This window comes from Bradyrhizobium sp. T-1, from assembly GCF_053592855.1.
Genome location: NZ_JBSGOX010000002.1, coordinates 107,552 through 120,501, shown reverse-complemented (window position 1 = coordinate 120,501; position 12,950 = coordinate 107,552). Strand labels below are relative to the sequence as shown.

12 protein-coding genes and 2 pseudogenes are annotated in these 12,950 nt (G+C 57.9%); all 14 read right to left on the bottom strand.

Features of this window, described 5'->3' with window-relative positions; translation table 11 throughout:
* Positions 1-3: 3 nt before the first annotated feature.
* The gene (gene ltrA, locus ACWAT4_RS39930) at positions 4-1,257 is read right to left on the bottom strand and encodes a group II intron reverse transcriptase/maturase (protein ID WP_128955096.1); all 1,254 of its coding nucleotides are present in this window, start codon (positions 1,255-1,257) and stop codon (positions 4-6) included.
* Between the two features lie 214 nt (positions 1,258-1,471).
* Positions 1,472-1,606: a hypothetical protein gene (locus ACWAT4_RS39925; RefSeq protein WP_256436599.1), complete on the bottom strand. Its 135-nt coding sequence runs from the start codon at positions 1,604-1,606 to the stop codon at positions 1,472-1,474.
* 202 nt (positions 1,607-1,808) lie between these two features.
* Positions 1,809-2,618: pseudogene (locus tag ACWAT4_RS39920) on the bottom strand (IS66 family transposase); the annotation flags it as partial.
* Between the two features lie 45 nt (positions 2,619-2,663).
* The gene (gene tnpB / locus ACWAT4_RS39915; protein ID WP_128929738.1) at positions 2,664-2,858 is read right to left on the bottom strand and encodes an IS66 family insertion sequence element accessory protein TnpB; all 195 of its coding nucleotides are present in this window, start codon (positions 2,856-2,858) and stop codon (positions 2,664-2,666) included.
* A gap of 33 nt (positions 2,859-2,891) precedes the next feature.
* Complete coding sequence (gene ltrA, locus ACWAT4_RS39910) at positions 2,892-4,118, bottom strand: group II intron reverse transcriptase/maturase (RefSeq protein ID WP_128929739.1); 1,227 nt, start codon at positions 4,116-4,118, stop codon at positions 2,892-2,894.
* A gap of 606 nt (positions 4,119-4,724) precedes the next feature.
* A pseudogene (tnpB, locus tag ACWAT4_RS39905) lies at positions 4,725-4,898 on the bottom strand (IS66 family insertion sequence element accessory protein TnpB); the annotation flags it as partial.
* Entirely contained in the window at positions 4,895-5,296 is a 402-nt protein-coding gene (gene tnpA, locus ACWAT4_RS39900; RefSeq protein WP_128929741.1) for an IS66-like element accessory protein TnpA, read from the bottom strand. The gene tnpA and the pseudogene tnpB (ACWAT4_RS39905), both read right to left, overlap by 4 nt.
* Positions 5,297-5,592: 296 nt before the next feature.
* Positions 5,593-6,294 (bottom strand): branched-chain amino acid ABC transporter ATP-binding protein, encoded by a 702-nt coding sequence (locus ACWAT4_RS39895; RefSeq protein ID WP_128929742.1) that lies wholly within the window; start codon positions 6,292-6,294, stop codon positions 5,593-5,595.
* Entirely contained in the window at positions 6,287-7,021 is a 735-nt protein-coding gene (locus tag ACWAT4_RS39890; RefSeq protein ID WP_128929743.1) for an ABC transporter ATP-binding protein, read from the bottom strand. The genes ACWAT4_RS39895 and ACWAT4_RS39890 overlap by 8 nt, the downstream gene beginning before the upstream one ends.
* Positions 7,008-8,045, bottom strand: a complete 1,038-nt coding sequence (locus tag ACWAT4_RS39885) for a branched-chain amino acid ABC transporter permease (RefSeq protein WP_128929744.1) — start codon at positions 8,043-8,045, stop codon at positions 7,008-7,010. The genes ACWAT4_RS39890 and ACWAT4_RS39885 overlap by 14 nt, the downstream gene beginning before the upstream one ends.
* 78 nt (positions 8,046-8,123) lie before the next feature.
* Complete coding sequence (locus ACWAT4_RS39880; protein ID WP_128929745.1) at positions 8,124-9,344, bottom strand: substrate-binding protein; 1,221 nt, start codon at positions 9,342-9,344, stop codon at positions 8,124-8,126.
* 4 nt (positions 9,345-9,348) lie between these two features.
* Positions 9,349-10,206, bottom strand: coding sequence for a branched-chain amino acid ABC transporter permease (locus ACWAT4_RS39875; RefSeq protein ID WP_128929746.1), 858 nt, complete (start codon positions 10,204-10,206; stop codon positions 9,349-9,351).
* A gap of 33 nt (positions 10,207-10,239) precedes the next feature.
* Positions 10,240-11,754: an amidase gene (locus tag ACWAT4_RS39870; RefSeq protein WP_128929747.1), complete on the bottom strand. Its 1,515-nt coding sequence runs from the start codon at positions 11,752-11,754 to the stop codon at positions 10,240-10,242.
* Positions 11,755-12,196: 442 nt separating this feature from the next.
* Entirely contained in the window at positions 12,197-12,574 is a 378-nt protein-coding gene (locus ACWAT4_RS39865; RefSeq protein WP_128929748.1) for a nuclear transport factor 2 family protein, read from the bottom strand.
* Positions 12,575-12,950 lie beyond the last annotated feature (376 nt).

The window sequence follows — 12,950 nt, the reverse complement described above, 5'->3', positions numbered from 1 at the left end:
CCATCAGGCAATCTTGCCGCCATCGCCGAGTTGCCAATGCACAAAGAGCCTGCGGTTCTCACGCGCGATCTTCTCCAGGAAGAGACGCGCGCGTCCTAAACGGTGATGGAAGCGCTTGTACTTTCGCTTCAACCAAATACCTAACGTCTGGTTGATGTAGCGCGCCAGCGGATAAAGCGCTGAGCGGGTGTATTGCCCATAATAAGCGATCCACCCCCTAACCATCGGGTTTAGCTCGCGAGCAATATCGTCCAGCGTCACCTCGGCTCGCCTGCGAAGTTTCAAGCCTCGGACCTTCGCCCGCATGGCGTTCAGCGCTGGTTTGCTGACCGCCGGGGTGAACCCACAGAACATCTTCTGCGAATGCGGCCCCAGGACCGATCGTGGCCGGAAGCAATAACCGAGAAAGTCAAACATGACCGTCTCGCTTTTACCTCGGCGTCGATCATCCTTGCAGTAGACGATCCTCGTCTTCGTAGGATGCAATTCCAGATGGCACTCCGCCAGCCGAGCCTGGAGCGCTTCGCGAACGCTTTGCGCCTCCATCTCATTCCGATAATGTACCAACCCGTCATCCGCATACCGACACCACCTGAGATCGGGGAACGTCCGCGCCATCCAGAGATCAAATGCATAGTGCATGAAGAGGTTGGCGAGGATCGGGCTCACCACGCCCCCTTGTGGGGTGCCGCGGCTTCGCTCGATTATCGTTCCATCCTCTTGCACCATCGGCGCTGTCAGCCATCGTTCGATGTAGAGCAGCGCCCATGCGCACGTCACATGTTTCCGGACGGCCCGTAGCAACAACTCGTGGTCGATATTGTCGAACAATCCTTTGATGTCGAACTCTAGAAACCAATCATACTTCCAGCACCGCTGTCGCGTGACGCCTACGGCATCGAGAGCCGATTTTCCGGGTCTGTAGCCATAGGAATCCGCCAGAAAGATTGCGTCAAGAGCCGGCTCAATCAGTTGTTTAACAACTGTCTGTGCCACGCGGTCCGCCACGGTGGGCACCCCGAGGATCCTCTGGCCTCCACTCTTCTTTGGAATGGAGACAGCCCGAACAGGCGGCGGGAAGTAAGCGCCTGAACTCATTCGATTCCAAATCTTGTAGAGATTTCCCTTCAAGTCGGACTCGAACTGCTCAATCGTCACTCCGTCGACACCGGCTGCGCCACCATTGGATCGCACCTGCAGATATGCTTCGTACACCTCTCTCTTGTCGATGTTGAACGGCTTGCTCGGCTGGTTCATCGACGTCCTCCTGTTGCCAGTTGCGACGATGGCCAGCCCACCTGATCCGATCCCTTCGCTCCGGCCCCATTACGAGCCTTCGTCGCTAATACGGATCGGTCCGTCCCAGTGCTCCGCGTCGGTAATCTCGCCTCGCGGTCTTCTCCGCTTGTGCTTCTCCCTTTCCATCGGAGCGACTGGTTCCTGCAGTTCCGCGGCAGCGCCTGCATCCGATTCACGCCCCCTCAACGCCGGTCGCCGCCCGCCCGGTCATCAGGCTCCCGGCGGGCTCATCCCAGAGGGACGACACACCTCTGGTTTTGACGACGATTTCCACGTTACGACGGTTCATCGGCGGGTTCATTTTCATTCGTCTCTCGGACGCGTATCCGTTCGGGTCTCCCCCGACCGTTAGCTTCAACGCTCACGACCGCGCCTCTTAAGCGAAGCCGCTTGAAGTGATTTGAGACCTACTCCTGAAAGTCGATCCCGAGGGGCCTACCCTCATCGCTGCCACAGCTTGCGCGCACAGATTTTCAGATCATTTTGATCATCCTTTCTGTGTGCTTCTGCAGAACACTGTCATCGCCGTGCAGCCGCTCGGCGGCGAGGACATGGCGCTCAATCAGCTGGAACAACGGCATGACGGCGAAGGTTCCGTGGCCGACCTGGTCGGCCAGCGTCGACAGCGGCAGGTCGATCCGCTCAGCCTTGAAGCGCACGCTCTGGCGATTGAGCGGGATATGCATGCCGAACTTGTCGAACAGCATTGTCGCCAGCAATTGCGGACCGATGAAGCCGCGCGGCGTGGCATGGAACGGTGCCGGCGGCTGGCTTATCTTCTCGCAATCACGGCAGGTGAACTTCTCGCGTACCGTCTCGATGACCTTAAAGCGACGCGGAATCTCCTCCAGCGTCTTGGTCACATCCTCGCCTAGCTTCGCAAGGCGCGATCCACCGCAGCAGGCGCAGGTCGTTGGAGCCTCGATAACGACGCGCTCACGTTCGATGTCGTCCGGCCACGGCTTGCGCACCGGCCGCTTACGCGTGAAGGCGCTTACGCTCTGGGTTTTTGCGGCGGCAGCCTGCGCAGCCAGCTCATTCTCGGTCGCCGTGGTGGCGAGTTCTTCGAGCTCCAATTCCAACTGCTCGAGTAGCCGCGCCGTGCGCTCGGAGCGCAGCCCGTGCAGTTCGCGTTTGAGCTTCTCGATCCGTAGCTCAAGATGAGCGATCAGCACCTCGCTGTCCGACAGCTCCGCCCGCGCGTTGGCGGCATCCGCGACTGCCACATCGCGTTCAGCCTGCAACGCCTCGCGCTCGGCCAGCAGCGCAAGGTAGGCGCTCGCGAGATCCGACGGAAGATCGTCCGGCTTCGATGTCATGAAGCCATTGAATCAGATCAAGCCGCAGATTCAAACCAAAAACGGCTATCCGACACGCGTCGGACGATGAGTTTCTTGAGGGTTGCGCCAATCGATTCCGGACAACAGGTAGCTCATCTGAGCCGATGAGATCGTCACCGCTTCGCCCGCAACCGATGGCCAGACGAACCTTCCTCTCTCAAGTCTCTTAGTGAACAGGCATGCTCCCTGGCCATGGTGAGTCGGCCCCGGGAGTTGCACCCGGAGCCGCTCTCCGAACCGTACGTGACGCTCTCACGTCATACGGCTCTCAACAAGTAACGAAGCAGAACCTAACATCGTCCAATGAGCGAACAGCTTCGGCCTACGGCAGCGGATCAGCCTGAGCCTGGTGGAGGCCCTGACTTTTCCATTCTTCAGCCCTTTGTATTTGCGTCGCGCCCAGCGGTTTAGAGATTCGTCGACGTATCGATACAGGTTATGCATTTCTGACCGCCCATATCTGCCGTAGTACTGCATCCATCCACGAAGGACGGGGTTCAGTTCCAAGGCGATTGCGTCGATTTCCGTCTGCGAGCGAAGCCTGAGCCGGAGCTGCCGGATCGTCATCCGCATAGACTTCATTGCCGCCCTGCTGACCGCTGGCGAGAACGTACAGAAGTTTTCTTTCTTCTGATGGTTTCTTGCCCTGCGCGGTCGAAAGGTAAATCCCAGAAAGTCAAATGACTGACTGGCATGGCTACCCGGGCGATTGCTATCTTTGCAGTAGACGATCTTGGTCTTGTCGGGATGCATTTCGAGTTCGCATTCCCTGAACCTCGCCTGCAGCGCCGCCTTGATGGCTTCCGCTTCAGCCTTGGTTCGGCAATGTACGAGCCCGTCGTCCGCGTATCGACACCACGGTGACTGCGGGAAGTTTCGCGCCATCCATATATCGAACGCATAATGCAAGAACAAATTGGCAAGGACGGGACTGATCACGCCGCCTTGGGGTGTACCCCGGTCGCGAGCGGTGATCGCTCCGTCTTTGCCTTGCATCGGCGCTGTTAGCCAGCGTTCGATGTAGAGCAGAGCCCATTCGTCTTGCACATGCTTCCTGACGGCTTTCATAAGCAACTGGTGGCTGATATTGTCGAACAGGCCTTTGATGTCGAACTCCAGCACCCAGTCCATCTTCCAGCACCGTTGCCGGGTGATGCCGACGGCGTCCAGCGCGGCTTTTCCGGGCCGGTAGCCGTAGGAATCGGGAAGGAAGATTTTCTCGAGTACTTGTTCAATCTGAAGCTTGACGACCGTCTGCGCCACGCGATCTGCTACTGTCGGCACGCCTAGAATGCGTTGTCCGCCGTTCTTCTTGGGAATGGGGACAGCCCGAACGGCAGGTGGAAAGTAGCTGCCAGAAGACATTCGATTCCAGACCTTGTAAAGGTTGCCCTTGAAGTCCTTCTCAAAAGCTTCGAGCGATACCTTATCCACGCCGGCCGCGCCCGCATTGGCTTTGACCAGTTTGTAGGCCTTCATCACTGTCTGCTTGTCGATATCGTACTGCTTACGTCCGGTTACACTCACATGTCCTCCTGCTCATCACAGTTGCATATGGGCGCAACCCACTTGTTTCGGCCCCTTCGCTCCAGTTCCATTACAGCACCTTCATCACTACTACGAGCCGATCCGCCCCAGTGTTGTGCTTCGGTACTCTCGTCTCGCGGTGTGTGCCGCTTGAACTTCTCCCTTGGCATCACAACGACTGGTTCCTGCAGTTCTCTACAAGAGCCTGTATCCAGATCGCGTCCCCTAAACGCCGGTCGCCATCCGCGCAGTAATCCAGGCGTCTCACGGATTGATCTCAGGGATGGCACGCGCCCCTGATTTTGGCGACGCCTTAGTAATTTTCGACGCGTCATCGGAAGATTTGCTTTCGCTCGCCTTCTGGATACTTACCTGCCCCGTAAACCCGGGACTTTTGCAACACTTGCTGATGACCGCGCCTTTTAAACGAAGCCACAGTGTCGTGGTTTTGCACCTGCGCCTGGAACGCCGATGCAGGAGGGCCGTCCTCCATCTCTCATAAAGCTGTACGCATCAAATTCGGTTATTCACCTCCTTCATGCTCTGCAGCACACCGTGCCAGATCACCTTCACAAGATCGCTGCGGCGACCGCGGAAGACGAACAAATGACCGCTGAGCGGTTCTTTGCGCAGCACCTCCTGAACTTGGAGGGCCAGCGACAGGAAGCCTCTGCGCATATCCGTGTAGCCTGTCGCCAGCCACACTCGCACATTCCCTGGTACAGCAATCATCGGCGTCCAAGCACATCGAGGACCCGCGCCAGCGCCTCCGGATCGACGTGCGCATCCACCCGGATGCACCGTCGGTTGCCGAGATCGATCTCTATCAATCCAGTACGTGCGGCTGCCGCCGAGCGAACTCGGCCATCAACCGTAGGCAAAAGCTTCGCAGTTTCTTCAGCCGAGGCCGCTACGGCGGCGATCTGCACCGGCGTAAAAGATGGTGCAACTTGTTCCGATGTCCGTGCTTGTCGACGCCAGGTAAACACCAGGCTGGCCGCTACTCCGTTGCGCCGCGCGACTTCAGTTACCTTCGCGCCCGGTACTAGCGTCTCCTCGACAATCCGTGCCTTGTCGTCCTGCGACCAACGCCGCCGCCGCTCAAGCCCGCCCAAAACTTCGACCCGCATCGCCTGATGACCTTAAAGCTAGACTTAAGGTCACACGCTTCGCGAATTACCACCCGTCACGCAAGACGGTCCTCGTCGGAGGCGTACTTTCAAGTGGACGAGAATGTCGGCTCGCTTCGAACGCAGAATGGGGCCCAGCGCGCCTGTGAGCCCGTAGCGGGCGCGTCAAGTTGCTGAGGTCAAGTCAGCAAACTCCGCTGCTGGAGTTTTCCAAACAGCCGCTCAAATCTAGGGAGAAGTCAGCCGAACCGGTCTACGATTAGCGTCGGCCGTCAAAGCAATCTGGAACGCGCCACTTAAGGCGCGAGGTAGCGCAGAAGTTCCGGATTCGTGCGGATATCGGCTGCAGCGCCTTGTAGTGCGATACGGCCGCGATCAAGGACATAGGCCTTGCTCGCCACGCGCAACGCGAGATCGAGGTGCTGTTCGACGATGATGACCGCGATTTCCTTGGCGAGTTCAATGAGACGTTCGGTAATCTCTTCGATGACGCCGATCCAGACGCCCTCGGTCGGCTCATCCAGCAGCAGCAGCTTTGGGTTCCCCAGGAGGGCGCGCCCGATCGCTAACATCTTACGCTCGCCACCAGAAAGCGTACCAGCCGCCTGGTCCAGGCGGTGGCCGAGCTTGGGAAAGATCGCCAGGACCCGATCGATCGCCGAAGCGTCGGTGTTGAAGAGGGAGCCCATTGCAAGATTATCCCGCACTGAAAGGCGTGAGAACACTGAGTGCTCTTGCGGCACATAGCCGATGCCGGCGCGCACGCGTTGCTCGGTCTGGAGCCGATTGAAATCGTGGCCATCGAAGACTACCTCGCCTCTCCAGCTTGGTAGCTCGCCAACGATAGCTTTCATAAGCGTGGTCTTGCCTGCACCGTTGCGCCCAAGCACGGCGGTACCACCACGCCACGGAATGTCGAGGCTCAGGTCAAACAGCACCTGGCTGCGACCATAACCGGCGTCGAGATGTCTTATGTCGAGAAAGCGTTGTTCAAGCACGGCGCAAATAGATCTCCTGGACACTTTTGTCAGCCTGGATCTCAGCGACGCTTCCTGTCGCCAGCACACGGCCCTGGTCGAGGACGGTGAGGCGGTCGCAAATGTCGCGGATGAAATCGAGATCGTGCTCGACGATAACGAGGGAGCAGTGCTCCTTTATTGGTCGCAACAGTTCGCCAGTGACGCGACGCTCCTCCAGGCTCATGCCTCCGGTAGGCTCGTCCAGCAGCAGGAGCCGGGGTTTTCCCGCGAGCGCCATCGCAATCTCCAGCCATTGCTGCTGGCCATGGGATAGCGCTGCTGCTGCATCGAACGCACGATCGGCAAGACGAAACTGGGTGAGCATCATCATGACCTGGTCGTGCAGCTGTCTGCGGCTGCGCGAGAACACAAGATCAAAAAGAGAGCAGTGCCCCTGCAGGGCAAGGAGGATGTTGTCGTAGAGGGTGAGGGATGGCAGAACCGATGTGATTTGGAACTTCAGGCTCATGCCAGCGCGCGCGCGCTCGGTGGGGGTGAATGTGGTAATATCAGTGTTGATGAATCGGACTTTGCCTTGCGTCGGTACCTCCGCCCCCGCGATGCACTTCATCAGCGTGCTTTTCCCCGAGCCGTTCGGCCCGATCAACCCGTGGAACTCGTTCTCGCGGACGGTGAGCGCCGCACCGTCGACTGCCGTGAGCTTGCCGAAGATCTTTCGAATGCCTGCAGCTTCAAGAAGCGGCATGATGCTGCGCCCTCTTCTTGTCTTGCGCTTTGGCGGCGAAACTGCCTACCCGCTCGCGCTCCGTCAACACCAGGCTGATAAGCCCAAGCGGCCGAAAAAGGATTACCAGGAGCAGGAGCACGCCCAGGATGATCGGCCAGATATCGCGGTAATTGTCCGACAGCCAGAAGGAGAGACCTTCGACAATCGCCGTACCGATCACCGCACCGATCAGCGTGCCGGAACCGCCGAACAGAACGTAGAGCACGACTTGCGTGGAGACGACAACGCCAATCATATTGGGCCACACAAAACCCTCGTGGAAGGCATAGAGGCTGCCGCTCAGGCCTGCGATGGCGCCACCGATCGCGAACACTATGGCTTTTAGATGCTGTGTCCGGTAGCCGAAAAAGGCAATGCGTTGCTCGTTCTCGCGGAGGCCTGCGAGTGCAAGACCGAACTGCGAGCGCACCAGGAAACGGCATGCAACGTAGACGATGACAAGAAGCCCTAGTGCCAGATAGTAAAAGTTCGACCCTTCCGATAATTCGTAGGAGCCGAGCGTCATCGGCGGAATCGAGGGAATGCCGTTCTGGCCGCCGAGATAGTACCAGCCACGCGCGAGGCGATCCGCCGCATAGGCACCGGTGAGCGTACCGAGCGAAACGAAGATCATGCTGGCCGGATGCCGTCCGAGTAGGAGGAACCCACCAAGTAGCAGCGCGAATACGAGGCCAATCAGCGTGCCCGCCGGCAGTACCAAAAGGATTGAGGTGATATCGAGGTCGCGCGCAAGCAGCGCAACGCCGTAGCCTGCGGAGCCGAAGAAGAGGGCCTGCCCAAAGCTCATGATTCCGGCATAGCCCCAGACCAGATCGAACGAGAGAGCGAAGAGCGCCAGGATCACAACGCGAGTGGCAAACACCGTAAGATAGTCGTGAAGCATCACCGGAAGGACTAGTGCTCCAATCAGCACTAGTCCTTCGATGATGAGCAGGACACGTCGTGCACGACTGACCTGTCCTGCAAAGGCGATTTCAGCCATGTCAGCCGTCGCACAATTCACTTCTAGCGTGGGCACCGATGGCCTCTCTACCGCGCTTGTCGCTTTCACAGTGATTCGTCAACATTGCCCGGGATCGACAAGCCCATTGCTGCGTTGCACGACTTGAAAAACCCCGCTCTTGCACACGGCCGTGTACATGTTCATCTTACAGTGCCGCTTGCCCGGCACCATCTCGGCGGGGCCGCCCGGACCCTCCGCGATCTTTGCGTGATCGAGCGTCGCAGCAACCGACTCGCGATCGACCTTTCCGGCCTCTTTGACGGCAGCTTCCCAAAGTTTCAGCCCGCGATATGTACTGGGAGCGGCACTGCTCGCGGCAAATAGAGAATCGCCTGGATAGTCCTTATCATAGGCAGCCTGAATTCTGGCGGAGACCGGGTCATCTTTGGCGACGGCTTTGTAATAATCGAGACAACTCGCAAGCCCTTCCATCTCATTGACCGGATGGAGGCTGAGATAATTCTCGTCCTCGTTGACGGCAGCAAGCCGTCCGCCGTTCTTCAGATAGCCCGCTTCATAGAGCTGTTTGAACAAAGGACCGACGCCGGGTGGAATAACGGTGTTAAAGACGGTGTCGGCCTTGTTGGACATGATCGCGTGGACAGTGGCGGAGAAATCCACTTGGTCTAAAGGATAATACTCCTCGAACACGACCTCGCCGCCATTGGCTTCGATTAACTTGCGAGCATATGCATTCAGGTTACGCGGCCAAATGTAGTTGGAACCTGGAAGGGCAAATCTCTTGCCGCCGTTCTTGATCAGCCACGGGATAAATGTGTCGCATTGCTGCGCCGGTGTGGCGCCGCTGCAGAACAGGTATGGCGTGCATTCCCCCCCTTCATAAAATTGCGGATAGATATAGAGCGTCTTGCCCCGAGAAACGATCACATCCTTGATCGCATTGCGCATTGAGCTCGCGAGGCCGCCTAGGACCATGTCCACCTTGTCCCGCTGGATCAGCTTGCGCACGTTGCCTACAGCGACCGATTCATTGGAGGCGGTGTCTTCGATGTACAGCTCGATCGGCCGGCCCAAAAGACCACCTGAATTGTTGATCTCCTTGATGACCATTTTGGCGACGTTGGCATCCGCCTTTCCGGCAAAGCCGATCGGGCCGGTCAGATCGATCGCGATGCCGACCTTGATGGGACCTTCGGCCGCATTGGCCCAGTCGGGACGGATCACCCAGCTACTCGCTCCTGTGGCGATTGCACCGGCCGTGAAGGCAAAGTTCGAAAGGAAACGACGGCGTGTGAAATTGAGTCGATCAACAGCCATATGACTACACTCCCCCTTGCGCGATGAGGCCTTGCGGCCGACACTTGATGAAAACAATGGCAAGCAAGAAGACGAGCACATCGGCGAGGACCGGAGGGATAACCCAGGGCAGCGCCGCGCTGAGAGCGCCGATGATACCGGCTCCTGCCACTGGGCCCATAAAGGAGCCGACACCGCCAAGCATGACGGCGACAAATCCCTGGATCAGAAAGCGAATTCCGAGATCTGCAAACAGATCGAACACCGGCACGATAAGCGCCCCGGCGAGCCCGGCCAAAGCTGCGCCGAAGGCAAAGGTGGTGCCATAGATGAAATTCGTCGAAACCCCGGAGGCGCGCGCTAGCGCCGGATTTTCCAGGGTCGCCCGAACGCGCAAGCCGAAGCTTGTGCGGGACAGGAGCAGAAAGCAGCCCCCCATCACCAAAGCCGTGATCACGAGAATCGTAAAGCGCCAAGCTGAGATGTGTATCGTGGCGATATCTATGGATCCACCGATAGGCTCCGGAACCGTCAGATAAAACCCGCCAATTAGGCCCCGCACAGACTCCCGGATGATAAGACCGAGCGCATAGGTGCCGAGCATTGCAACGATCGGTGCGGCATAGAAGCGGCGGATGATGAGCGCTTCGAGTACGAAACCCAGCAATCCGACTAAGATCGGTGCCGCCGCCATACCGAGCCAAACCGGGAGACCATGACTATAGGCGAGATAAGTAATATAAGCGCCGAGCAGGACGAACTCACCCTGGGCAAAGTTGAAGATGCCCATCATGCTCGCGATGATTCCTAGCCCAAGCACGATCAACACGATAATCGCACCGAAGCTCAGGATCTCGAATGCCGCCATGAATGCACTAGTCATATGCCGCGATCCAGTCGCACTATCGTCTCGGCCTCACATCTTCTTCCAGTCGCCTATCTGTTCGAAGGCATGGGCGGCGCGGTAGATGGTGGATTCCTCGAAGTGGCGACCGACCAGCATTAGGCCCACTGGCAGGCCGTCGACCATTCCGCAGGGCAGCGACATAGCTGGATGATGCGTAATGTCGAATGGCGCGGTGTTGGTGAACATCTCAATCGCGCGCGTGAAGTAGTCCTCGCGACTGGCATTGGATGGCGGCAGCGGGGTTGCCTTCATCGGCGTCGTCGGCATGAGGAGGAGATCATAGCTCTCGAGAGCTTTGTCATATGCCGTAGCGAGGCGGCGGGAGATGTTGAGCGCCTTGCCGTAAAACCTGGACCCGAAGGTGTTGTTGATATAGGTCCCCCACAACATAAACAGCTTGTTAGTCTCGGACAATGAGTCCGCCTTCTGCCGCCACCCGCGATGGAAATCCATCAGGGAGGTTGGATAAAGATCGCCTCGGCTGAGACCATAGCCGTCACCGAACATCATGGTCTGGACAGCCCCCTCAGTTCCGATGGGGGTCCAGATCGCCGCGCCTAGAAGGTGCATCGGAATCGAGACGATCTCTACGGTCGCGCCGAGATCTTTGAAGCGCTTTGCGGCCTCACGCACGCTTTCGTTCACGGCAGCTTCTGCGGACGGCTGCTCGAAGCCCTCCTTGAGGATACCAATCTTCATCCCTTTGATGCCCGCACCCAAGGCCTTGGTGTATTCATCCACCTTCGGAGCCTTGATGCGCGAATCGTAGCCGTCGTCGCCGGCGATCACCTCGAGTAGCAGGGCGTTGTCGGCCACCGTTGCCGTAATCGGCCCGGTGTGGTCGATAAAGATCTCAATCGGCATTATTCCTGTATAGGGAACGAGACCCCAAGTCGGCTTCATACCGTACGTGCCGCAGAATGAGGATGGCATTCGGATCGAACCGCCCTGATCGCCGCCGATCGCAATGTCGACCTCGCGTAGTGCGACCACAACCCCGCTTCCGGAGGAAGAACCGCCGGCCGAATAGCCCATCTTGTGTGGATTGTGGACCGGGCCAGTCGCGTTGGTGTGGCTGCCGCCAGAGAGACAGAAGGCTTCGCAGTGAACCTTGCCCACAATTTCGGCGCCAGCATCAAGCATGCGTGTAACGATGGTGGCGTCAAAATCGGGTACGTAGCCTTCGAGGGTGGCCGAGCCATTCATCATAGGCACTCCGGCCAACATAATGTTGTCCTTCAAGGCAACGGTCTTGCCTTTCAGTTTTCCGCTGCCGGCGCCTTTGATGTTGGTTTTGCGGTACCAAGCATTGCGAGTGTTTTCGTCTGGCGATGGCCGATAGCCGGGCGTCCGCGGATATTTGACCACGGGCAACTCGTCGGGCATCGCGGCAACGAGATTGTATGCGTCCAGCGAGCCCCGCATCAAACCGCGGAACGAGGCGACATCTTCGTCGGTCAACGAAAGACCACACTGCTTGGCAACTTCGAGAAGCTGGGTGGGAGTCGGAAGGGAAACTGACACGCGGCTCTCCTGAAAGGTTGATCCCGTCATTGGGACACGCGGCGTTCTTCTGTCGTGGCCGCTTATCAGATTAGCCGTAGGTAAAGCGCAGCAGGGCGCTCGGCCCCAGAAGGTGCGCAACGCAAGTTGGGTAATATTGGGTAAAACGACGCTGAATGCGTCTGCCAGTGCAGGCGTTTCGCCGATCTGTCCTGCCTCGCCGGCTTGTCTTTGAGCCCTTAGGTCTTTTTGACGGGCTGGTAAGGCGACAAGTGAACCGGTCTCGTCACCTTAGAGTTGAAATATGGCACGGATCTGACAATGCAGCGGATTACATCAGAGGCCTAAGCATTTCAAAGTAACAACCAGCCAATTTCGGCGATCACGCGCTTCCCCTAACTGGCGCGAACTGCCGCGCGCCAAGCTCACGATCGTACGCGCATTCGCCACCACCTTAATCCACCTAAAGGGGGGTGGTAGATGAATGATGGTGTAAAATCTTCCAGGAGGCATCATGACGGCGCAGCACAAACGTAAATCGGGCGGGTGTCGCCACTTGCAGATCATGCCGCGTTTCAGAAAAGACATAATTTCCGACGGCCATAACAATGTCAGCCGCCAAGCTGACGCAATGACATACGTCAAATTTTACCCTTGCGGTGCCATGGAAGTAGGTGCGTATTTCTGCGACACCGATGTAGAGCGTGGAACTAGACGTACCGTGAAGCAAGGCATCATCTGCGTATAACGCAACAAGATACTCCGGCTTGCCAGAGTTGAACGCTCGCGCCCAAGCTTCCAAGAAGGCACGCACATCCAGCACAACTTTGTCGTTGTTCACGATGAACGCCTCTTCAGCGGAGAAATGGCGACCGGAAGCGATAAGAGTGGGTTGGCCTTACCATCTGATATAAGGAAACCTCTTGCATATGCACTGCATTTTTGATCCGTTCGTTCATGCTTCCGACTGCGCGCTCATCCACGATCTTGTTGAGGTCGCTGCTTGTCAGCGGAGCGCAACGTTTTTTGCAAGCTCGCCTCCTCTATGCAGCTTGTCGGTCATTATGTTCTCATTGCGAGCCAGCAGTACCTTCGCCACCCCGTCCGGGTCCACACCAAATTGGTGATGGGGCCGCAAAAGAATTGGCGCGAACTCAACAAGTACGGACCGAGTTCAGAAGTGTTCGCAGAGGATCAGGGGCAGCGACGTGAAGTCG

Coding starts and splice junctions, on each gene's coding strand:
- ltrA (WP_128955096.1), bottom strand. CDS start 1,257: ATGAACCAGCCGAGCAAGCCGTTCAACATCGACAAGAGAGAGGTGTAC.
- ACWAT4_RS39925 (WP_256436599.1), bottom strand. CDS start 1,606: ATGAAAATGAACCCGCCGATGAACCGTCGTAACGTGGAAATCGTCGTC.
- ltrA (WP_128929739.1), bottom strand. CDS start 4,118: ATGAAGGCCTACAAACTGGTCAAAGCCAATGCGGGCGCGGCCGGCGTG.
- tnpA (WP_128929741.1), bottom strand. CDS start 5,296: ATGCGGGTCGAAGTTTTGGGCGGGCTTGAGCGGCGGCGGCGTTGGTCG.
- ACWAT4_RS39890 (WP_128929743.1), bottom strand. CDS start 7,021: ATGCCGCTTCTTGAAGCTGCAGGCATTCGAAAGATCTTCGGCAAGCTC.
- ACWAT4_RS39885 (WP_128929744.1), bottom strand. CDS start 8,045: ATGGCTGAAATCGCCTTTGCAGGACAGGTCAGTCGTGCACGACGTGTC.
- ACWAT4_RS39880 (WP_128929745.1), bottom strand. CDS start 9,344: ATGGCTGTTGATCGACTCAATTTCACACGCCGTCGTTTCCTTTCGAAC.
- ACWAT4_RS39875 (WP_128929746.1), bottom strand. CDS start 10,206: ATGACTAGTGCATTCATGGCGGCATTCGAGATCCTGAGCTTCGGTGCG.